General features: G+C 70.0%; 20 protein-coding genes. 5 read left to right on the top strand and 15 right to left on the bottom strand.

Features of this window, described 5'->3' with window-relative positions:
• Positions 1-558: 558 nt before the first annotated feature.
• The 5 genes from WMF22_RS11965 to WMF22_RS11985 all read right to left on the bottom strand — a co-directional run bounded on the left by WMF22_RS11965 (position 559) and on the right by WMF22_RS11985 (position 5,174).
• Entirely contained in the window at positions 559-1,383 is an 825-nt protein-coding gene (locus WMF22_RS11965) for a hypothetical protein (protein WP_437299231.1), read from the bottom strand.
• 115 nt (positions 1,384-1,498) lie between these two features.
• Complete coding sequence (locus tag WMF22_RS11970; protein WP_438035832.1) at positions 1,499-2,959, bottom strand: protein kinase domain-containing protein; 1,461 nt, start codon at positions 2,957-2,959, stop codon at positions 1,499-1,501.
• A complete protein-coding gene (locus WMF22_RS11975) occupies positions 2,953-3,900 on the bottom strand; it encodes a hypothetical protein (RefSeq protein ID WP_438035833.1) in 948 nt (315 codons plus the stop codon). The genes WMF22_RS11970 and WMF22_RS11975 overlap by 7 nt, the downstream gene beginning before the upstream one ends.
• A gap of 246 nt (positions 3,901-4,146) precedes the next feature.
• The gene (locus tag WMF22_RS11980; RefSeq protein WP_438035834.1) at positions 4,147-4,488 is read right to left on the bottom strand and encodes a hypothetical protein; all 342 of its coding nucleotides are present in this window, start codon (positions 4,486-4,488) and stop codon (positions 4,147-4,149) included.
• Positions 4,489-4,553: 65 nt separating this feature from the next.
• A complete protein-coding gene (locus WMF22_RS11985) occupies positions 4,554-5,174 on the bottom strand; it encodes a glutathione S-transferase family protein (protein WP_438035835.1) in 621 nt (206 codons plus the stop codon).
• Between the two features lie 609 nt (positions 5,175-5,783).
• On the opposite strand from WMF22_RS11985, the gene WMF22_RS11990 reads away from it, so the two are divergent.
• From WMF22_RS11990 to WMF22_RS12010, 5 genes are all read left to right on the top strand, one after another.
• The gene (locus tag WMF22_RS11990; RefSeq protein WP_437299236.1) at positions 5,784-6,293 is read left to right on the top strand and encodes a hypothetical protein; all 510 of its coding nucleotides are present in this window, start codon (positions 5,784-5,786) and stop codon (positions 6,291-6,293) included.
• A 156-nt stretch (positions 6,294-6,449) separates the two neighbouring features.
• Complete coding sequence (locus tag WMF22_RS11995; RefSeq protein WP_437299237.1) at positions 6,450-6,995, top strand: hypothetical protein; 546 nt, start codon at positions 6,450-6,452, stop codon at positions 6,993-6,995.
• Between the two features lie 137 nt (positions 6,996-7,132).
• Positions 7,133-7,492, top strand: a complete 360-nt coding sequence (locus WMF22_RS12000; RefSeq protein WP_438035836.1) for an immunity 8 family protein — start codon at positions 7,133-7,135, stop codon at positions 7,490-7,492.
• 301 nt (positions 7,493-7,793) lie between these two features.
• On the top strand, positions 7,794-8,171 hold the full coding sequence (locus WMF22_RS12005) for a hypothetical protein (protein WP_437299239.1): 378 nt from the start codon (positions 7,794-7,796) through the stop codon (positions 8,169-8,171).
• 96 nt (positions 8,172-8,267) lie between these two features.
• Positions 8,268-8,834, top strand: a complete 567-nt coding sequence (locus WMF22_RS12010; RefSeq protein ID WP_438035837.1) for a hypothetical protein — start codon at positions 8,268-8,270, stop codon at positions 8,832-8,834.
• A 372-nt stretch (positions 8,835-9,206) separates the two neighbouring features.
• Here the strand turns inward: WMF22_RS12010 and WMF22_RS12015 are convergent, their stop codons facing one another.
• The 10 genes from WMF22_RS12015 to WMF22_RS12060 all read right to left on the bottom strand — a co-directional run bounded on the left by WMF22_RS12015 (position 9,207) and on the right by WMF22_RS12060 (position 19,881).
• Positions 9,207-9,392 (bottom strand): hypothetical protein, encoded by a 186-nt coding sequence (locus WMF22_RS12015; RefSeq protein WP_437299241.1) that lies wholly within the window; start codon positions 9,390-9,392, stop codon positions 9,207-9,209.
• A 63-nt stretch (positions 9,393-9,455) separates the two neighbouring features.
• Entirely contained in the window at positions 9,456-9,983 is a 528-nt protein-coding gene (locus WMF22_RS12020; RefSeq protein WP_437299242.1) for a chemotaxis protein CheW, read from the bottom strand.
• Entirely contained in the window at positions 9,980-11,746 is a 1,767-nt protein-coding gene (locus WMF22_RS12025) for a methyl-accepting chemotaxis protein (protein WP_438035838.1), read from the bottom strand. The genes WMF22_RS12020 and WMF22_RS12025 overlap by 4 nt, the downstream gene beginning before the upstream one ends.
• On the bottom strand, positions 11,743-13,461 hold the full coding sequence (locus WMF22_RS12030) for a chemotaxis protein CheA (RefSeq protein WP_438037254.1): 1,719 nt from the start codon (positions 13,459-13,461) through the stop codon (positions 11,743-11,745). Before WMF22_RS12030 ends, WMF22_RS12025 begins: the two co-directional genes overlap by 4 nt.
• A gap of 5 nt (positions 13,462-13,466) precedes the next feature.
• Positions 13,467-13,991 carry a chemotaxis protein CheD gene (locus WMF22_RS12035; protein ID WP_438035839.1) on the bottom strand — a complete coding sequence of 175 codons (525 nt, stop codon included), beginning with the start codon at positions 13,989-13,991 and terminating at the stop codon, positions 13,467-13,469.
• On the bottom strand, positions 13,988-14,665 hold the full coding sequence (locus tag WMF22_RS12040) for a GAF domain-containing protein (RefSeq protein WP_438035840.1): 678 nt from the start codon (positions 14,663-14,665) through the stop codon (positions 13,988-13,990). The genes WMF22_RS12035 and WMF22_RS12040 overlap by 4 nt, the downstream gene beginning before the upstream one ends.
• An 85-nt stretch (positions 14,666-14,750) precedes the next feature.
• Positions 14,751-15,119, bottom strand: a complete 369-nt coding sequence (locus WMF22_RS12045) for a response regulator (protein ID WP_438035841.1) — start codon at positions 15,117-15,119, stop codon at positions 14,751-14,753.
• Positions 15,120-15,731: 612 nt separating this feature from the next.
• Positions 15,732-17,735, bottom strand: a complete 2,004-nt coding sequence (locus WMF22_RS12050; RefSeq protein ID WP_438035842.1) for a hypothetical protein — start codon at positions 17,733-17,735, stop codon at positions 15,732-15,734.
• Positions 17,732-19,216 (bottom strand): hypothetical protein, encoded by a 1,485-nt coding sequence (locus tag WMF22_RS12055; RefSeq protein WP_438035843.1) that lies wholly within the window; start codon positions 19,214-19,216, stop codon positions 17,732-17,734. Before WMF22_RS12055 ends, WMF22_RS12050 begins: the two co-directional genes overlap by 4 nt.
• The gene (locus WMF22_RS12060; RefSeq protein ID WP_437299250.1) at positions 19,213-19,881 is read right to left on the bottom strand and encodes a hypothetical protein; all 669 of its coding nucleotides are present in this window, start codon (positions 19,879-19,881) and stop codon (positions 19,213-19,215) included. The genes WMF22_RS12055 and WMF22_RS12060 overlap by 4 nt, the downstream gene beginning before the upstream one ends.
• Positions 19,882-19,973: the final 92 nt, after the last annotated feature.

Genomic DNA, 19,973 nt, shown 5'->3' on the forward strand with positions numbered 1-19,973 from the left:
TTCGGTTGCGGCGGATAACAACGGCTGAACGCCGTGAACACGAGTTCCATTTCTGGGCCACAAGCCCGGATGAAGTCCATGTTGGTATGCCGCACGGCAGGAACCTCGGGGATAGGTTGACAGCCCGACGCACCCGGCGGGTTGATGGTGACAAAGGAATAGGAGTCGCTTGGAACGGGCTCGCGGAGAGAAAAACAGGTCCCATTCCAGGAGCTGCCCGGATCGATCGTGGCCACGAGGTCGCTGTGGGAGCAAAGGGGCGAGGAGTGCACGAGTACCGTATTCGGGAGCACGCATCGCGATGGTCCACACGCGCAGGGCTCGCATTCCTCCGGCCCAGGGGTCCCTATCCAGCCTTCCCACAAAAGGTTGCCGTCGCCGAGCGGATCGCATCGTGGGGCATATTGGGGCGGGCCGGCATAGAGCAGGATGAGCTGGCTCGGATCTGGCTCTGGCAGATGGTCGGGAGGGGCCGACGAGGAGCAGCCGATGGGCACCCATGTGGCCAGCATCGATAGAGCGACGGAGCGCAGAACGGCTGCCATCCTCTTGCCTTGGTCAATCCTCATCATTGGCATGAATCACCTCCTCGAGTTCTGCGATGGAGCAGCAGAAAATCCGTGTTTCGCCGCTCTCGATCGTGCCGTCCACCAGGGAGACATCGGTTGTTGGCGAGCACGCGCCCGGCTCGTCCTGTGCGAATACCACACGCACACCTGCCAGCGGCGAATCTTCGTGTGTTGTGTAGCATGCATCTTCTCTCGTGCCGATCCCGTTGATCGATGTCAGCATGTTCGAGCAGCTCGCGTCGCTGAAGAGCAGCACGTCCGCTACGCAGCTCCCACCGACGGGGTTGCCGCACTTGCAGGGCGTGCAGGTCCGCGCGTCTCGGATCTTCTCCTGAAACTCGAAGCGCATGTCGAAGCCCAGCCGGCACGAACCATCGTCTTCGGGTGTAATACACGCGAGCCCTTTGAAGTCTGTCACATACTCACCGGTCCACGGGCAAGCTCGTGCAAACTTCCCGTCGAGGGGCGGAGGAACAAGGTCCTTCACGGGATCGCACCTGTCGGCCATCGTGGGCGGCTTGAGGGTGACCGAGGCGAACGCGTCGCCCGGGACAGAGGGCGACGTCTCGGTGCAGTGCCCTGGCGGGTCGGCTGCACCGGTGAGGTCGATCTTGATCCCTTCGTCCGCGCAGAGAGGCGCCTCGTGCACCAGCATCCTGTCCGGCAGCGCGCACGCCGCAGGGCCGCACGCGCACGGCCCGCATTCGTTGTGGTACTGAGGATTCATGGACACATCGGCCCAGCCATCCCAGTAATCGAGTCGACCTCGCGGACAGATGGGAAAATCCGGCGTGTCACCCACCCACAGCAACACCGGGTGATCATCCGTCCGGGGTCTGGGGATCTCGATGTCCTCCCCGCAGCCGAGCAGCGCAGCCGCGCTAAGAGCAAGACAAGAGGTTGATCGCATCGGAAAGCCCTTCCGCTGGTCAGTAATGGACGTTCTGACAAGGGATGATGCCGTCGCAGGGATCGAACTCCCGCGCTGGCGACTTCAAGGCTTGCCGTGGAGGAGCGGCGGGGCGGGTCGGGCGGGGCCGCGGCGCGATGGGCGGCGCGGCGGCTGCTGGTGGTGGTGGCGGCGGCTCGGGGCGCCGATCGGGAGGCCGAGGAGAGGGAAGTCGGCCGGCTCGGAGGGCGGCGACCAGGACGGTCCGCGCCAGGTGCGGTGCAGCTGCGCGGAGGGGTTGCGTCCGCCAGAGGAGGACCGCCACCGCGCTGCCCAGCAAGAGCGCCAGCACGAACACCGCGGCGATCGAGCGTGCTCTGGAGCGCCGCGCCGGGGTACCGCTCGGACGCGGAGGGATCGAAGGCGCTGGCGGTCCCGGCAGCATCGGATCGAGGTCCGGCACGTCGGGCACCGGAGGCGGCAGCGGTGCGAGCGGAGGCGCGAGGGTGGCCTCACCCCGCGCATCTCGCGGTATCGCGCTCTTGACCGTATCGGGCGCCTCGGAAGGGCGCGGTGTGGGCGGCGCGACGGCTCGTCCCCCCTCCTCATCCGAGGTGAACGGCTCCACCTCGTCCTCCATGGCGACCATGGCGACCGGCGCGCCCTCGTCCGGCTCGGGTCGGGCGCCGGGCGGCTCCGCAAGGATGTCCGCATGGGCAGGTCCCGGCGGCTCGCCGAGCTCCTCCCACGCCCGGGTGAAGGGAGTCAGCGCAGCGAGCAACTTTTCGATGCTCGGCTGCCGTCGCTCGGGGTTCTCCGCGAGGGAGATCTTTATCATCCACTGAAGCATCGGAGGCATCCCGACGGGAAGACTCGGGGGCGAGGTCCATGTCGAGAGGGGGCGTTGGCACAAGAGCTCGTACATGATGGTGCCGAAACCGTAGACGTCCGTCCGACGTCCCACGCGTCCACCGGAGATGAGCTCCGGCGGTGCATACCCGTACGGATCTTGACTGGCTTCCTCCGCGCCGAGCTGAAAGAGGTGAACGAAGCCGAAGTGCGTGATCGCGTACCGGCCATCGCCCACGACGAAAACCCGGTCCGGGCTGACGGCGCCGTGGATGACAGAGCGCTCATGCGCACGCACGAGGCAACGGCCGACGTCGATCAGCACCTTGAGCGCAGCCGGCCCGAGGGCGATCCCGCGCACGGCGTCGATGAGCGGGATCGCGTCGCTGAGCACCGGGGTCGCTGCCCACGCCACGGAGCCCTTTACCCCGCCGTAGAGCACGCGGACGACCTCCGGGACGTCGTCGGAGAGGCGTTGAAGGCGCGCCATTTCTTCGGTGAACACGCCCTCATCGAGGCTCGATCCCTCGCGGATGTGCAACCAGACGAGGGTTCCCGTGTCGCCGAGCTGCCGCGCGAGGAAGTGACGGACCATGCCGCGCTCCTCTCTGAGCAGCTCGTGGCCTTCCCAGATCTCACCGGCGGCTACCATACGAGCCTGACCTCCGCGCCGGCGCCTCGCGGGCGGATCTCGGCTTTCCGCGGCCAGACGACGTACACGACCGTCGCGGCGCCGAGCGCTGCGCCAGCGACGAGCGCAGCCGAGCCGAAGCCATGGAACAGGCGCGCCCGTGTGTCGGCGGCGTTCGCTTCGTCGTAGACCTCGCGGAACTGCGCGCTGCTCGGAAACATCGAGCCGTCCGACAGGCGGGCCGCCTTGGCGGCCGTTTCGCGCTCGGCGAAGTCGCCGGCCACACGAAGCCCGACGCCCGCACCGAGCAGTGCCACCGAGGCGGCAGCGCCGGCGCCCATGATCCAGGGGTTGCGGGCGCTGGTGGCGGGAGCCTTCGGGGCCTCAAAGAGGGGGAGGCGGACGCCGCGCGATTGCCGCGCCTCGACCTTCACGAGCGCACGGACGACCTGCCCCTGCTCGCCCATCGCCGTGACCTCGTGCTGTCCAGGCGCGACGAAGACAGGGCTGCCCGCGCTGACCTCGCGACCGTCCACGAGCAGCCGTGCCGTGCCTGGCGGCGGGCTCACATGGAGCTCCGCCACGCGCTGCCGCACCGCTGCGAGATCGGCGTGCCTCACCTCGTAGCGGCGCCTCTCGACGTCATCGGTCGGCGCTGGCATCTTCTCGACGCACTCCTCGAGCTCGGCCGCGGCCTCCTCGAGGCGATCGAGGCGCAGATCGTATTGCCCGAGCTGACACACGGCCATCGTCGAGGGATCGATCGCGTTGACCCGCGCCCAGAGCTCGCGCGCGCGAGCGAGCTCGAGCCGCTTGGCGGCCTTCTCCGCCTCATCGATGAGCTCTTGGACCTCGCGGGATCGCGGGGGAGGCTCCGCTGCCGCGAGAGGGAAGGCGCCGGCAAGGACCACGGACAGGGTTGCGGCTCGCGCTGTATAGACGAAGAGGAGATGAGCGCCCATAGTTCACCGTGCAGGCAGGAAGGGGACAAAGATGCAGCGCCTACAGCACCAGCGCGGCGCTGCTCTTCTACACCATGTTGCAACACGAGCGAACGCGGACGCAGCCTGCCCCCGCGCACGAACTCACCCGCTGCATTGCCTTTGCGCGCGACAAATTCTCATGGGTCACCACAAAAAAGAGACCGCCGCGCATCTGTGCAACGCCTACAGTCGCCGGGAATCGCTGCCAGTCCCGCCCAGGGGCAGTCAGCGCAGCGCGCCCGGGCGCGCGCCGCGCTCCGCCGCGAGCTGCTGGAAGAGCGAGCGCACGCCGAGGTGCGCCGCGTAGTACGGGTCCGAGGCCGGCAGGAGCCCGCGGTCCTCGGCGTGCAGCAGGAACACGAGCCGGAGGATCGCGGTGAGCAGGCCGCCGTGGAGGTGCTCCGGGCCGCGGGCGAGCGCGTGCTCGAGCGCGCCCGCCCCGTCACGCTCGGCCGCGTCCTCGAAGCCGCGGAGCAGGATACCGAGCGCGTCGAAGGCCCGCTCCGCGAGCGCGCCCGCGACGTCTGCCTGCTGCGCCCTGCTGTCCCCGGGGACGGGCTGATCCATGCCGAGCGCCCGGAGTGTACGCGAGCGCAGCGCGATCCGCTGCAGGTTTTACCTGCGCGCGGCCTTCAGGGCTTGATCTTCGCCGCGAACGCTCGTGCGACCGCGGGCCTCGCCTTGATCGCCTGCTCCCAGCGCGCGAGGTTCGGATAGGGCTCGAGCGCTACCCCCATGCGCGCGGCCCCGGAGATCCATGGAAACGTGGCGATGTCGGCGATCGAGTACTCGTCGGCGAGGTACTCGGACTCGGCGAGGCGGCCGTCGAGCACCTTGTAGATGCGGTCCTGCTCGTTCTGATAGCGCTCGATCGCGTAGGGGATCTTCTCGGGCGCGGCGCTGCGAAAGTGGCCGAGCTGACCGAGCATCGGCCCCACCGCACCCATCTGGAACATCAGCCACTCGATGACGCGCGACCGGCCTGGCTCGCTCGCGGGCAAGAGCTTGCCCGTCTTCTCGGCGAGGTAAATGAGGATCGCCCCCGACTCGAAGACAGTGACCGGCCCGTTCGGATGGTCGTGATCTCGAAGCGCGGGGATCTTCCCGTTGGGGTTGATGCGCAGGTACTCCGGCGTTTTCTGCGCGCCGGCCCCGATGTCGATGGGCTTGATCTGGTAGGCGAGCCCGAGCTCCTCGAGGAGGATGACAGGCTTGTAGCCGTTCGGCGTGGTCCACGTGTACAGGTCGATCATCTGGTGCTCCCTCCCATCCGCGGTGCCCCCCGGCACCCGTCCCGGTAGCCGCGGGGATGGTCCTCGGGTGACCCGCGGAGGTCAAGCGAGGGCTGAACGGTCCGCGCGCTGCGTGTCGATTTCACCCGAACGAACTCGCGCAAGCGAGGCGCCGTGCGCGCCCAGCACGCCGCCGATGTCGCGGCTGGCGCCGTAGGTGTCCGGAAACTCCTGATGAGGCGGCTGCTGTATCAGCCTGGCGCGATGCCTCCGGCTGCGCGCCCGCCGCGCCCTTCCGGGCGCCCCCGGCCCGCCGGAAAGGCGGCGACTGCGCCCGGTGCTCGATGGATCTTCCCTGTGGCGCCGCACAGCATTTGGGCCTTGCGGCGCAGAGCCGGTCTGTGAGATTTTTTTGTGGGGGAGGCCTCAAAATGCGACGCGCTAGACAGACCTGGTTCCGCGGCTTCGGTTGACCGATCGACGGATAGTTGGGCAGGCAGAACGACCGCGCCAGAGCAACATGACCATCTCCACCGGAATGCTCCTTCTGACCGTTCAACCCGGCAACGCACCCGGCGGCGCTTCGCGCCGCGGGGGATTGCCAGGCCGCTGGGCTGCTCGAGGTCGAAGATGCTGAGTCTCACCAGTGCTCGATGGTCAGAGCTGGAGCACGCATACGGTGCTGCTTCAGATGTTCCAGAGTTGTTGCGAAAACTCAATGGCTTGCCCGCTGCGGGGGGAGATCAAGAACCCTGGTTCTCTCTTTGGAGCTCCCTGGCGCACCAAGGGGACGTTTACTCGGCTTCTTTTGCTGCGGTCCCCCACGTGGTGAAAGCGTTGGCATCCGCTCCGGCTTCTGCCGATTTTACGTACTTTCAGTTTCCGGCCTGGGTGGAGATCTGTCGAGCCAAGAAGAATATTGCAGTTCCAGAGGATCTTGCCCCGGCTTACTTCGACGCGTTGTCACAGTTGCCATCTCTTGTTGCGGCGGCGGCGTCAAGACCTTGGGACGCTGGCTTCCTTGTGTGTGCGTTGAGCGCCCTTGCCGCTTCGAAGAACCAGCCGGCCGTTGCGGAAGCGGTGCTCGAGCTGTCCCCGGAAACGGCAAACGAGTTCATGGAATGGTTGGGCAGCCGCTGATCGACCAAACAACGCGCTGCAGCCGACGCGCGAAGTCCGAAGGCGAGAAGCCTCTAACCAGGTCGTTGCTGCTGATGTGGCCCTCGCTCCGCTCGGGACCACGCAGAAGAACACCGTTCGTCAGGCAGATACGGCAACCCCGCAGGAGGTCCTCTCATGCCCTTCGAAATCCCGCCGCCCCTGCTCGAACGCCTGCGCGCTCGACGTCTTGAGCAACGTCAGCGGCGGGCGATCCGCAGTGCTGCCGGCGCGCCGCGCGAGCAGGCGGGCGGCAACTTCATCGATTCCATTCGACACCTCTTCTCTGGAGCTTCTTCCGTCGATCAGGCGGCCGGGCGGTACGTTGCGGCCATGAGCTCCTGGCAGGACGAGGTTGAAGAGAAGTACGACGCGTTCCTGCTCGACCCCGGCATGGGACCGATGACCTACCTGACCTCCGACGGCCGCGTCCTCGAGGACCTCCGTGGCTGGGACGGGGATGAGATCGTCGAGGTCGTCGGTTTGCACGCACATTCCGCGCTGATCGCCGGCGCCCGGAAGACGGGCATCGTCGAGCTTCTCGAGCTGATCCCGCAGCCACCTCCGGGTTCGTCGGTCTGCTCGAAGTGCAACGGCAAACGCGTAGCTGAACCGGTCCCCGGATGCGGCATGGAGTTCCCCTGCAACGGGTGCGACGCGCGCGGCTGGATCGATGCTGGCTGACTCCCGGATGAACCCGTCGTGGCTCCGCGCTCCACGCCTCGCGCGCAGGTGGAGTCGAGCGCCTCCGCGGCGAAACACGCGTGACGCCCAGGACGCCCTTGACCAGAGGGCCGGTATGCTCTTCGTTTTCCCCGACCATGAAGCTCGTCATCCGCTCCGCTGGCGTCTGGGGGCATCCCAATCTCCGGACGTGGGCGCCCGACGATCCCGACGCGTTCGCCGAGCTCGTGATGCTGGACATCGGGCCCAGAAAGGGGGCGGCCGCGGATTCCTTCACCCTCAGGGTGGCCACGCCCGCCGGGCTGGACCGGCTGGAGGCGCGCGATGGTATCCTGGCCACTCGCCCCCTGCTCGTGATGCGCCGGTACGACTTCGACGATCTCTGGCGCTGGCTCGAGCGGACCGTCGCGTCCTGCGAGGCCGAGACCTGGCCCGCCTGCGTCGAGAACCTCCGGCGCTACTTCGCCTGGGAGTACGAGAGCTACCGGGAGCCGTGACACGGCGCGCGCTCTCCTGTTCGCTCCCGCTGCGCGCCGCAGCGCCGGCGTTCGGCGCGCGGCGCCTCCTCCGGCCCGGCCGCCCAGCCGGCGCTCGCGGCCCCCGGAAAGGCGGCGATCGCCGCCGGTGTCAGGGGCATTTACACGACCGCGCTGGACACCATTTGGGCCTTGCGGCGCAGAGTCGGTCTGTGAGATTTTGTGTGGGGGAGGCCCCAAAGGGCGACGACCTGCACAGCGCTGGTCCCGCGGCTTCGGTCGAATCTGCTGACCTTTACGCCGCTTGTCCGAGGATAGAGAAATGAGGCTGACAATCTTTCTGGAGGAGTACGCGAAGCACACGGCGCTCAACCTCGGGCAAGTGATGCAAGGCGTCCGTTACTTCTACTCTCATCCGGACTGTGATGATGTCGCGCCGCGAGGGACGTTCAGGCACTGTTTCTCGTCGATGTCCCTTCGAGCGAAGCGAGTTGCGAACGACCTCTTCTTCTCGGTGATTCCGCCTCACTGGCATCACACGCCAGAGGAGCTTCGCGGGATGCGACCGATCCCGATCAAGAAGTGGTTCTTCTATGGATATTCAGCCTGGCAATTCGACGAGTCCGGGGAGGTCAGAGCCGATCTCGACGGGAGAGAGGATCGAAGATGGGATCCGCGATGCCAGAAGCCACAGACTTGACGGGTGGAGCGCTCGACGGCGGTTTGAGGCGCGCGGCGTTCCGGTCGAGCACGTCCACGCGAGCGCCCCGGCGGTGCTCGATTGAGGCCGTTCACCATGAAGGTACAACCCTACAAGCTCGGTTCGCTGGCGCCCGATAACCGCTGGGTCGAGCATCGATACCCGGACGCGTGGGATCTCCAGCGCACCACGGGCCCCGATCGCCTGGTGCTCGCGCCGGCCGAACGCCAGATCGACCTCATCCTCGATCTCCTGCGGCCGTTGCCGGCGCCGTTCGGTGTTCTCCACGTGCTCGTGGTGTCCCGCTGCGGCAACACGCCTGCGCGGCGGCAGGCACCAGCCCCGATGCAGTTGCGAGATGTGGCGGGCTTTCTTCGCGAATTCGAGGAGTTCTTCGAGCGCGATGGACGCCATCACGTCTGGGTCACATCGTTGCCCTCGCAGAGCACGATCGTTTACGACAACCACGACATTGTCTACGCGTACGGCCCGCTCGAGCAGTTTGTCGGCCATGCTGAGGCGCGCGGCCTGGCACGGCGCGCGATCGAGATCCCTGTCCCGCACGATCACTGCTTCAATTCCGAGTATGACGATGCTGAGGCAGCGTTGCTCGAACGCTTCGATTGGCTCGAGTTTGCGCTCCAGCCCGGAGACGACCCGTGATCGCGGAGGCTCTCGGGCGCGCACGGCGCCCCCGCTCGCGGCAGAGGCCCCGCTCGCTGTGGACTTCAAACCGGAAATCGCTCGACCTGCGCCACAGCCACCCGACGAAGGGGCTTACGGCAAGCTCGGGCTCGGTCCCGACCTGGATCCCGCCCACGCTCACGCCGCCGCTCAGCTCGAGTGCCAGGACCGGCCTCCGCCAGGAGCGCGTGGGCGGCGTCCCGGCCGGCAGCGGGCTCAGGCGAGCGCGACGGAGGCGGCGAGGTCGTGGATCGTCTTCTCGTGTTCTCGTGGCGCGTGGACTTCCGCCCCCTCGCCAGATCGACAACGCACGATGCGGAGAATGCAGACCGCGGACGGGAGTCCACTGCGTCAGCCGAGCCGCTCCCGCTCCCAGCGCTCTTGCTCGGCGATCGACGCTTCGGCGGCGCGCACGCCCGAGATGAAGAGCTTCGCGTCCGCCGGGTCGTCCAGGTCCACGCCGAGCTCGCGCAGCACGTGGCGGTTGTGCGCCGGGACCGAGCGGAGGATTTCGACGGCGGAGAGGTGACGAGGCACGGGCGCGAGCCTATCACGCCCCGCAGGCGTACAGCAGGCGTAAGTCGACCTCGGCACGATGGGTCAGGGGTGGTCTGCGCCCGGCAGCGCCGCGCGGGCGCCGCCTTCGGCCTCGAGCGACGCGGCCGCGAAGAGCTCCTCCAGCGAGAGGATCCGGTCGATGTCGAGCAGCAAAAGGAGCCTTTCGCCCACCTTGCCGAGGCCGACGAGGTGGCCCTGGCGGGCCCGCGTGCCGAACGGCGGCGGCGGCTCGATCGCCGCCGCGTCGAGGTCCACGACGTCGCCCACGGCGTCGATGAAGAGGCCCATCCGGGTGAGCTCCCCGTCGAACGCCGTCTCGACGATGAGGATGCAGCTCCGCCGCGTGAGCACCGACGGCGGGAGCCCGAGCCGGACGGCGAGGTCGATGACCGGGATCACGCGCCCCCTCAGGTTGAGCACGCCGAGCACGGCCTGCGGCATCCTCGGCACCCGCGTGATCGCGGTGAGCTCGACGATCTCCCGCGCGCGGAGGATGTCCAGCGCGAGCTCGTCGCCGCCAACGAAGAACGAGATGTACTGCGACGACCGAGGCTCCGGCGCGGCGCTCACGGCACCTCCGCGCGCGCGGAGGCGGCCCGATCCGCGCCCCGCGGCGGAAAACGCTCGAACTCGGCGTCCTCGTGCAGCGCCGCGGGGGAGCGCAGGGCCCCGTTCGTCCTGGCCCGGGCGAGCGTCGCGAGCACGGCGGCGCCGTTCGACGCGCCGGGCGAGGCCGGGGAGCCCTCCCGGGAGGGCGGCGGGAGGCGCCGCGCGTCGCCCGCGCCGGGGGCCCGCGGCACGCGGGTGCGCTCGGGGAACGCGAGCTCGTCGCCCACCTGGAAGAAGCGCAGCATGCCCGAGAGCGCGTCCGCCTGGGCCGCGAGCTCCTCGGCCGTGCTGGCGAGCTCCTCGCTGATCGCGGCGTTGCGCTGCGTCACCTCGTCGACGCGGCGCATGGCGCAGTTCACCTGGCCGACCGCGTCGGCCTGGCTGAGCGAAGCGGTCGCCACCTCCTGCGTGAGCGTCGAGGTCCGCCGGATCGAGGGCGCCATCTCCTCGAGCAGCTGCCCCGAGCGATCGGCGACCTGCACGCTCGTCGACGCGAGCGCGCCGATCTCCTTGGCGGCGGCCTGGCTCCGCTCCGCGAGCCGGCGGACCTCGCTCGCGACCACGGCGAAGCCGCGGCCGTGCTCGCCGGCCCGGGCCGCCTCGATCGACGCGTTCAGCGCGAGCAGGTTGGTCTGGTACGCGATCTCCTGCACGATCGAGACCTTCTCGGCGATGTCGCGCATCGCGGCCACGGTGCGCTGGACCGCCGCGAGGCTCTGCTCCGCGGCGGCCGCGGCGCCGGTGGCGAGCTCGCCGGTCTGCTGGCTGCTCTCGGCGTTCTTGTGGATCGAGCCGCTCACCTCCGAGAGGCTCGCCGACGTCTCCTCCACCGCGGCCGCCTGCTCGCTCGTGCCCTGCGACAGGTTCTGCGAGGTGGCCGAGATCTGCGTCGAGGCCGCGGCGAGCGACTCGGCGCCCGTGCGGATCTCCAGGAGGACGGTCGAGAGCTTGTCCGCCATCTCCCCCATCGCCTCCTCCAGCTGCCCGAGCTCGTCGCGGCCCGCGGCCACGCCCCGGTGCCGCAGATCGCCGTCGGCGATCCGCCTGGCGAGCCCAACGGCCGAGCTCAGCGGGCCCGTGATGCTGCGCGAGACGAGGACGCTGACGGCCACGCCGACCGCCAGCGCCACGAAGGCGATGAGGCCCATGTCCCGCGAGGCGCGCTGCGCGTCGGCGCTCAGGGACGCCTGCATCGCCTCCATGTGCCTCGTGCTCGCCTGGGCGAAGCCCTCGACCGCGGCCTCGAACCGGTGGATCTCGTCCTTGAAGCCGGTCATCACGTTGTTCGCCGCCTGGGACGTGGGCAGCTGCCCGGAGAGCACGTCCTGCATCACGCGGCGAAAGCCGGCGACGTAGCTCGCCAGGTCGCGCCGCATCGCGGCGACCGACTCCCGCTGGTGGGGCAGCGTCACGAGGCGATCGAGATCGTCCAGCTGGCGCTGGGTCTGCGCCTCGGCCTCGTTCCATTTCTCCTGATACCCCTGCTGGGCCGGGCGATCACCCATGCTGAGGAAGCAATCTTTCTCGTAGCGGCGGAGATCCACGAGGTCCCGCTCGAGCTGCACCGAGACCGCGAGCACCCGGGCGTCCGTCACCAGGATCTCGTGCGTCTTCTCCGCGACGGAGGTCAGGCCGAGGTGCCCCGAGATCGCGATGGCGACCATGAGCATCGCCATGAACGCGAGCGAGAGGGAGAGACGCAGCGCTATCCTGAGCCGGTTCATCGTGTCGTTCCCTCCGCATCCATCGCTTCTCCCCGCGCCGCCGAGGGGGGAGCCCGCCATCGATCCCCGGGCGCGAGCTCGCCGCCGCCGGCGCGGCCGCGGGTGAGGTCGTGCATCAGCGCGTCCACATCGAGGATCAGCGCGAGCCTGCCGTCGGCGAGGACCGTGGATCCGGTGATGCCCCGGATGCGGCGGAAGAGCCGGCCGAGCGGCTTGATGACCGTCCTGCCCTCGCCGTCGAGCGAGTCGACGACGAGGCCGGCCTGGCCCCCCTCGTGGGCCACCACGACCACGCTCTCGCGGGCCGGCGCAGGCCCGGAGAGCCCGAAGAGGTCGCGGAGCCGCACGCACGGCAGCGCGCGCCCGTGCACGTGAAGGACGCCGCCCGGGCCCATGGCGCGGGCGCCGCGCGGGAGCCCGACGCAGGCGACGACGGCGCGGAGCGGGATGACATAACGCTCGCCCGCGGCGCTCACCGAGAAGCCCTCGATCGTCGCGAGGGTGAGCGGGAGCCGGAGGATCAGCGTGGTGCCGGCCCCCGCGGCGCTCTCGATCCCGATCGAGCCCTCCAGCGACTCGACGCGGCGCCGCACCACGTCCATGCCCATCCCCCGGCCGGACAGGTCGGAGACGGTCGTGGCGGTGGAGAAGCCCGGCTCGAACACAAGCTCGTAGAGCTCGCTGTCGGAGAGCGCGTCCGCGTCCGGCCACCTGCCCTGCGCGCCGGCCCGCGCCGCGATCTGGGCGCGGTTCATCCCCGCGCCGTCGTCGGAGACGCGGAGCGCGATGCCGCCGCCCTCGTGCGCGGCGCGCAGGGTGATGGTCCCGCGCGCGTCCTTGCCGCGCGCCTTCCGCACCTCGGGCGGCTCGAGGCCGTGATCGATGCCGTTGCGGATGAGGTGGGTCAGCGCGTCGCGGAGGCGCTCGATCACCGCGGTGTCCACCTCGACGTCGCCGTGCACGATCACGAGGCGCGCGAGCTTGCCGTGCGACCGGGCGAGATTGCGCACGGCGCGCTCGTACTGCCGGAACCAGGGGCCGACAGGCACCATCCGCGCGCGGCGGATCGCCTCCTCGAGCTTGGTGTTCAGCCGATCGAGCTCCTCGAGGCCGTCCCGCAGCGCCGCGCCGACGGCGCCGCCCGCGAGCTCTACCTCGCGCGCGATCCGGTTGCGGGTGATCGCCACCTCGCCGATGAGATCGACCATGCAATCGAGCTTCTCGACGGTGATGCGGACGGTCTTCGCGCCCGAGCTCCGGTCGCCCTCGTCCCCGGCGCTCGAGGTGGCCCCCTTCGGCGTCGAGGGGGTGCCCTCGCGCTCGGTGCGCCGGGCGCTCTTGAGCCGATCGAGCACGCTCGCGGGCAGCGAGGTCGACCCCGGCGGCTCCTCTCCGCCGTCCATCTCCGCGAGCTGGCGGCGCGCCGAGTCGACCGTCTCGAGGAGCAGCGAGACCACCACGCCGGTCACCGGCAGCGTGCCCCGGTGCAGATCCTCGATCACGTCCTCGGCGGCGTGGGTGAGCTCGCTCAGCCCGTGGGCGCCGACGGAGCTGGCGTTGCCCTTCATCGTGTGGGCGACGCGGAAGATGCGCTCCAGCAGGTGGCCGGCGTCGGGCCGCCGCTCGAGCTCGAGCAGCGCGCTCTCGAGCTCGTCGAGGTGCTCGGCCGTCTCGGCGGCGAACATCTGCATGAGCGCGGCCCGCTCGGCATCCATCGCGATCACAGGGGCTGGATGGCGGCGCTGCCGTCGTCGGTGCGGAAGATGAGCTTCCGGCCCTGGCTGCCGCCCGTGTCCTGCTGGACGACCCGGATCCCGGCGGCGCGCAGCACCATGAGGCCGACCGCCACGTTCTGGTGTCCGAGGTGCGAGTCCCGCTCCCGGAAGGCGGAGATCATGCAGGCGCCGCCGACGATCCGGGCCTGGAGCGAGCGGGGCGTGGCGCCGAGGGCCGCCAGACGATCGAGGAGCTGCTGAAAGGCGGTGTCTCCGAAGCGCCCGGGCGGCAGCTTGAGGTTGGGGCAGCTGGGAAGCACGTAGTGGTTCATGCCGCCCACGCCGAGCGCCGGCTCCCACAGGCAGATCGCGACGCACGAGCCGACGATCGTGGTGATGATCGTCGGCTCGCCCGACGCGACGACGTTGCCCGGCGTGAGGTAGTGGTGCAGCGGGCTGCTCGGGGGGGGCGCGCTCAGCCGCGCTTTTCCGGCGCCGTACCGCTGCGACGGGGGCTTGAGCATCGTCATCGCACCTCCAGGGCGCCGCAGCGCTCCCGCCCCGCGCAGAACGGCCCGGCCGCGAGCGTGCCGAGCGCTTCGAGAAGACCCTTGTCGATCGGCCCGAGCTCGGGTTTCTGCGAGAGCAGATGGAAGACGGCGATGACGCCGACCACGCGCTCGTCCATCGTGAGCGGCACACAGGCCATGACGTCGCCCTCGCCGCGCGCGCAGGGGGCCTGGGGGGCGGCCGGGTCGCTGCCGAGCGCGGCGCCCTGCCGGAAATACGGCTCGATCCGCCGCGCCACGCGCCCCATGATGCCCTCTTCCGGCGCCAGGAGGACGGTTGACGACGGATCGACGCCGTAGGCTGCGACGACCCTCGCCGCCCCGCTGCCGTCGATCTCGAAGACGGCGATCTCCTCGGAGCCGACGAGGTTCGCGATGATGTCCTGGAGGGCGCGGCACGCCTCCTCACGGGTCCGGAGCGGCAGGAGCCGGCGGCTCGCGACATAGAGGCTCGCGAGCTGCGAGCGCTGCTGTTCCTCGTCGGCGCATCGATCGGCGGCGAGCGCGAGCGCCGCCTCGGCGCGGGCGGCGCGGGCCTCGAGGCGCCCACGGGCCCTCCGAACCCGGACGAGCAGCCGGCCGAGCGCGCGGGCGCGCCGCGCGAGCCGCTTCTTCTGCCCTTCGAGCGCGCTCACCTGCGCTCGTGACGATCGCTCGCGGCGCGCCGCGCGCTCCACCCCGCATTCCGCTTGTCCATCACGCGACATGTCGGTCTTCACCTCATTCGCCGAGACAGCTCTTGACCTTCTCGAGGAGCTCCAGGGAGTCGATGGGCTTCGTGATGTAGTCGGAGCAGCCACAGCGAAACCCCTCTTCCCTGTGCGAGACCTCGCCTCGGCTCGTGACGAGGACAATGGGCGTCTCCCGCGTCGCCTCCTCCGAACGCAGCCTCCGGCAGGCCTCGAATCCATCCATGGCCGGCATGATCACGTCGAGCAGGATCAGATCAGGCCGCTCGGCGAGCGCCCGCTCCACCGCCGCGCTGCCGTCCTTGGCAGTGACCACGTCATAGCTCTTCCGGAGGATCATCTGCTCCATCATCAGGACGGTCTCCGAGTCGTCCACCAGCAGGATCTTCTTTCGAGACACCGCCGCCTCCCCTCGCAGGCAACGAAGGCCACTCGAGCGCTCGCCCGCGCGGCCCGACCGCCCCCTCTCCCCAAGGAGCGTCGCCTTTGCCCAAGGTACGCTCGGGTCACGCCTCAAGTAAACATCAATCGAGGCAAGAACACTCGGACATACAGCATCTTTTTATTGGGCCGGCGGGCTGGCGAGCCGGCGGGCCCGCGGGGCCGGCCCGCCGGCCTCGACCTTCTCGACAGCGCGGGTGCGAGCGCCGGACGCCACGGCGAGAGCGTCTGTGTCTGGCGGAGGCGCAAAGACCCTTTGGAAGGGGACGAAACAAAGCCATCGTGTTGTACGACCGCTTACGACGTGGGCGGACACGCCAGAGCTTCGGGCTCCCATGGGTCGGGAGAGGGTGTTCTCTGGTGAGCGCAGGCGGTCCGTTGTAGCGTTCGACGTGGACGTGCCCGCGCGTGCGTCGTGGCCAGATCGAAGCCTGGCGAGCCGTCAGGGGCGGAGGTGATGGAGCAGGCGCGCTTTGCGTCGCCTCAGGGCAGTGGCCTGGCAGCGCTGGCTCTCTCGACGAGCTGTCGAGTCGCGGCGTCGACCTCTTCGATCGTCATGAATGATCCCGCTTCATGGCGCGACCGGCTCCCAGCGGGCCAGCGGCCCTCCGGGAAGGACGCCTCCCGAGAGGGGCACGCTCGATCTCACGGAGAACGCGCCGTCCAGCGTGTGCAGGACGCCCGGCCCCGGGCGGTGGAAGCGCGGATCGACGGCCAGCCCGCGCGCGGCCCACTCCTCTGGTGTGTAGACGACGATGTCCTCTCGATCCGGGCGCGTGAAGACCGGAGCGTAGCCGCCCAGATGGATGAGGGGCACCGCTCCGCCCGCGAATCCGTCCTCGATCTGAAGCTCGATCGGGTCGTCCGCCGCGTAGATGACGAGCGCCCGAAACCGCGCCCCGGCCGCCACGCTGACCAGGGTCGCCTCCTCGAGCGCCAGGCAGAGGAACACGTCGGGGTTGTCCGCGGTGATCTGCACGGTCCGCGGGGCGCTGTCGCCGCCTCGGCCCAGATAGCTTTGCACCTCCAGCTTGTCCGGCGTCGCGGCCGCGAGGGTCACCTGGTCCACGTCGGAGTCCGGCTGGACGAAGCGGCCGGTCGCGCCCGCGTAGCCGTCGAGGCCGAGCGCGGCCGCGGTCGAGCGACAGGCTTGCACGCGGGCGGCGGCCTCGTCCGCGTCGGTCGCCGACAGCGCGAGGAGCGCGCCGTCGGCGCCGATCTCGATACCCAGCGTGGCCGGCGGCAGCGGCGCGAGCTCGGTCACCGCGCCGTCGGCGAGGCTCACCGCGAACAAGGTGTCGCGCAGCACGAGCACCCGCTGGTTGGCGGCGTCGAACGCGAGATCCACCGCCCCGGCCAGCCCCGTCTCGAACCGCGGCACCACCGTCTTCGCGGCGGGATCGATGCTGAGCAGAGGGAACGACCTCGGTCCACCGAGCGCGTAGAGCCGGTTCGCCGCCCCATCCCAGGCGAGCGGACCCACGGCGCCGCTGCCATCCACGGCGTCCTCGACGGCGCCGGTCGCGAGCGCGTAGGACGAGATCGACCCGGCGCGGTTGACGAAGAGCGCCCGCGGGGTCGCGCCGCCCGACAGCCCCGTGACCTCGAGCTCCGCCAGCGGCAGCGCGCTGCCCGAGCCCGGATCGAGCGTGGCGAGCACCGGACGCCCCTCGAAGGAGCCCGCCATCACCAGCGTTTCGCTCGCCGTGGGGGCGCGGCCGCACGTCCCGCCGGCGCCCTGCTCGAAGCTCGTGGCACAGACTCCACAGCTCTCCCCCGCGTATCCCAGATCGCAGACGCAGCGCGCGAAGCCGATCGAATCGTCGCAGCTGCCGTGCTCGCCGCAGCGGACGCCGGCCCCGTCGCAGGAGGGCAGGCAAGCGCCCGTCGTCGAATCCTGCAGGTAGCCTTCTGCGCAGCTCGCACAGCCGATCCCGCCGTACCCCTCGGCGCACTCGCAGCGGGCGCCCGTGTCCGTGTCGACGCAGATCTGGTTCGTGCTGCAGGTGAAGCCGGAGGCGGCGCACGTGGGCACGCAGCCATTCGCGCTGTCCCGGTAGCCGAGCGCGCAGCGCGAGCAGTCGTCCCCTGTGTACCCCGTCGGACATTCGCACAGCGCCGTGCCGCCCGCGTCCGAGCAGCGGCTCGGCGCCTTGCAGTCGAGCTGGGCCTCCGCGCAGGTGGGGCGGCAATCGCCGTTCGCGTCGTTGTCCTGGTAGCCGCTCTCGCACTGATCGCACAGCCGACCTTCGTACAGCGCCTCGCACGCGCATTCGTCCGCGCCGGCCGTCGCGACGCACGTGCCGTGCGGACCGCACCGCTCCGGGTTGACGGCGCAGTCGAGCGGGATGAGCGCGCAGCGGTTGTCGACCAGCTTGTAACCGGACGCGCACGTCGTGCACTCGGTGCCGACGAACCCCTCGGTGCACACGCAGGTCGGGCCCAGCGCCGAGCTGACGCACTCCTGCCGGGCGCTGCACATCTCGACGCCGCAGCTCAGAAAGCCCGAGACCGAGTCCTCGCACCCCAGCAGGGGGAGGAGCAGGAGCGGCCAGGAGACGCGCAGGACGCTCATGGCACCTCCGCTACCCACGCAAGCGCGTTGCCCGCAGGCTCGTGCGCGAGGCGAACCTCGAGGGTGGCCTGAGACGCCCAGTCCATCAGCGCGAGGGTGGCGGCGCGCCGCTCGGGGAAGTTCGTGATGCTGTCGAGGGCCAGCGCTTCCCACGAGGCCGTGTCGTGCCCGGTGATGCCCTCGATTGGCCCCGAGACGCTGAGGCCCTCATTGGTGTGGACGATGAAGCTGTAGCTGGCGTCGGCGGGGCGCGCCGTCGCGTCGACGCTCACCGCTCGGCCCGGCGCGGCGACCAGGAGGAAGCCGGCCCGGAGGCTCGGGGACAGCGCGATCTCGAGCTCGGCCGCCCCGCCGCCGCCGTCGTCGACGACACACACGGCCGCGTCGGGGTGGTCGACGGCAATGGTCACCGCGTCGATCGGCTGGGCGCCCAGATCGGCGACGATCAGCGCCGGATCCGCGCCCTCGTACGCCAGCGTGAGCGGCGCCGTGCTCCCGCCGCTGGCGTCGACGACGAGGTTCGCGTGCCACGCCGGGACGGCGCCGAAGCGCGCGAGGGCCCCGGCGCAGTAACGCAGGAGTCGGTCCTCACGGCGCTCCGCCTCGCTGCCGAGCAAGTAAGCGCGCGCGCTCCCTGGATCGAAGGCCATGGCGAGCCAGTCGGAGCCCTGCGCCTGGCCGACGAGCTCCGGCGCGGAATCAGCGAGCTCGAAGGTCGCGCCCGCCTCGTCCAGCCCGAGGATCCTCGCGCGGCCCGGGTCGTACTCGAGCGCGCGAGCGCCCACAGCGGAGAGCTCCTCGGCCTGGAACGTGTCGAGATCGATCTCGTAAATGGCGCTCGCCGAGGCGGAGAGCGCCCTGTTTCCGGCTGGATCCAGCGACAGCGCGCTCCCGAGATCGGCGTCCGCGCTCGTGAGATCCACGACCGCACCGGAAGCGAGATCGAGGGTCGCCAGGCGCCCGCCGTTCAGCGCGAACACGCGACCGGAGCCCGCGTCATAGGCGACGTCGGTCACGGTGCTCGGCACGCTCGCCAGAGGGCGGAACGACCAGCCGGGCGGGACGAGCGCGCCGAGGACGCGCTCGGAGCCGATGATGGACAGCGTCAGCAGCGATGGGGCCGAGAGCGCGGCGACGCACTGGCCGGCGTCGTTCTGCGTGAGCCCTGGCTCGCAGCGCTCGCAGCTATCGCCCGCGTGCCCCGGACCGCAGCGACACGCGGCCCCGCTCGCCGTCTCCTCGCAGACTCCCGCCTCACCGCAGTCGACGTCGGGGGCGTTGCAGGTCGGGACACAGTGGGACCCGATCAGCGCGGGCCGGTACCCCTCCTGGCACGGATTGCATTCAGGCCGGTCGTCTCCCGGCGCGCAGGTGCAGACGCGGCCTTCGCCGCAGTCGGGGGGCGGGGCCTTGCTGCTGTCGTCTGCACACCCGACGACCAGCGAAAGGGCCATCGCCCAGAGCCCGTAGCGCAACGTCATTTTCCTATCCCGACGGTGACCATGAGCCAGAACCTCCACGCGCTGTAGTCGTACGTCTGCTTGGCTCGCCAGCTCGGTCCCTCCGCGTCGATCCCGAACAGGCGATAATCGACGTGCTGGACGAGGAGCTCGGCGCCGATGGTGTTGAGGCGCGACGTGCGGAAGACGGGGCCGACCTGGAACCCGTAGATCCAGCTGAAGCGGGTCGGATAGGTCACGTCGCACTCGCTGACTTGCCCGCTGGCCCGCAAGTCGTCACACAAGTTCTCGTAGGCCTCGCCGTCCCTGCCTTGCGCGCTGCCGTCGTGCGCGAACAGGAACTCCGGGCCGGCGAAGGCGCCGAATCGGACCGCGAGGGACTCCACCACGGGGACCGCGGCGCCGAGCATGAAGGGGGTCGCGAACTCCCAGCCGATGCCCCGTTCCTGCACGGTGGGCTCTCGTCCTTCGAGGGTCGTGCCCGTGGTGAACCAGAAGCCAAACCCGAGGCTCACGGGCTCGGGCCCGAACATCAGATCGAAGCCGAGCAGCACCGGCGTGTGATCGTCGACGTCCTCCCTCCCGGAGCGCAAGGACAGCGGGCAGCTGCCGGCGCACTGGCCCTGAAAATCCAGCGTGCCGCTCCCGTAGGCGCCGTAGCCGAAGCGAAACACGGACAACGGCACGCTCCGCGGCTTCCTCTTGGCCGGAGGCGCTGGCTTCGACGGCGCGTCAGCGGTGGGAGCCGGCGGGGGAATGAACGGTGGAGGCTCAGGGG

Source organism: Sorangium sp. So ce204, from assembly GCF_051526795.1.
GTDB lineage: Bacteria > Myxococcota_A > Polyangia > Polyangiales > Polyangiaceae > Sorangium > Sorangium cellulosum_B.

Bases quoted from the DNA above. Each gene is read 5' to 3' on its own strand.
- WMF22_RS11970 (WP_438035832.1), bottom strand. From the start codon at position 2,959: ATGGTAGCCGCCGGTGAGATCTGGGAAGGCCACGAGCTGCTCAGAGAG.
- WMF22_RS11975 (WP_438035833.1), bottom strand. From the start codon at position 3,900: ATGGGCGCTCATCTCCTCTTCGTCTATACAGCGCGAGCCGCAACCCTG.
- WMF22_RS11980 (WP_438035834.1), bottom strand. From the start codon at position 4,488: ATGGATCAGCCCGTCCCCGGGGACAGCAGGGCGCAGCAGGCAGACGTC.
- WMF22_RS11985 (WP_438035835.1), bottom strand. From the start codon at position 5,174: ATGATCGACCTGTACACGTGGACCACGCCGAACGGCTACAAGCCTGTC.
- WMF22_RS11990 (WP_437299236.1), top strand. From the start codon at position 5,784: ATGCTGAGTCTCACCAGTGCTCGATGGTCAGAGCTGGAGCACGCATAC.
- WMF22_RS11995 (WP_437299237.1), top strand. From the start codon at position 6,450: ATGCCCTTCGAAATCCCGCCGCCCCTGCTCGAACGCCTGCGCGCTCGA.
- WMF22_RS12000 (WP_438035836.1), top strand. From the start codon at position 7,133: ATGAAGCTCGTCATCCGCTCCGCTGGCGTCTGGGGGCATCCCAATCTC.
- WMF22_RS12005 (WP_437299239.1), top strand. From the start codon at position 7,794: ATGAGGCTGACAATCTTTCTGGAGGAGTACGCGAAGCACACGGCGCTC.
- WMF22_RS12010 (WP_438035837.1), top strand. From the start codon at position 8,268: ATGAAGGTACAACCCTACAAGCTCGGTTCGCTGGCGCCCGATAACCGC.
- WMF22_RS12025 (WP_438035838.1), bottom strand. From the start codon at position 11,746: ATGAACCGGCTCAGGATAGCGCTGCGTCTCTCCCTCTCGCTCGCGTTC.
- WMF22_RS12030 (WP_438037254.1), bottom strand. From the start codon at position 13,461: ATGGATGCCGAGCGGGCCGCGCTCATGCAGATGTTCGCCGCCGAGACG.
- WMF22_RS12035 (WP_438035839.1), bottom strand. From the start codon at position 13,991: ATGACGATGCTCAAGCCCCCGTCGCAGCGGTACGGCGCCGGAAAAGCG.
- WMF22_RS12050 (WP_438035842.1), bottom strand. From the start codon at position 17,735: ATGAGCGTCCTGCGCGTCTCCTGGCCGCTCCTGCTCCTCCCCCTGCTG.
- WMF22_RS12055 (WP_438035843.1), bottom strand. From the start codon at position 19,216: ATGACGTTGCGCTACGGGCTCTGGGCGATGGCCCTTTCGCTGGTCGTC.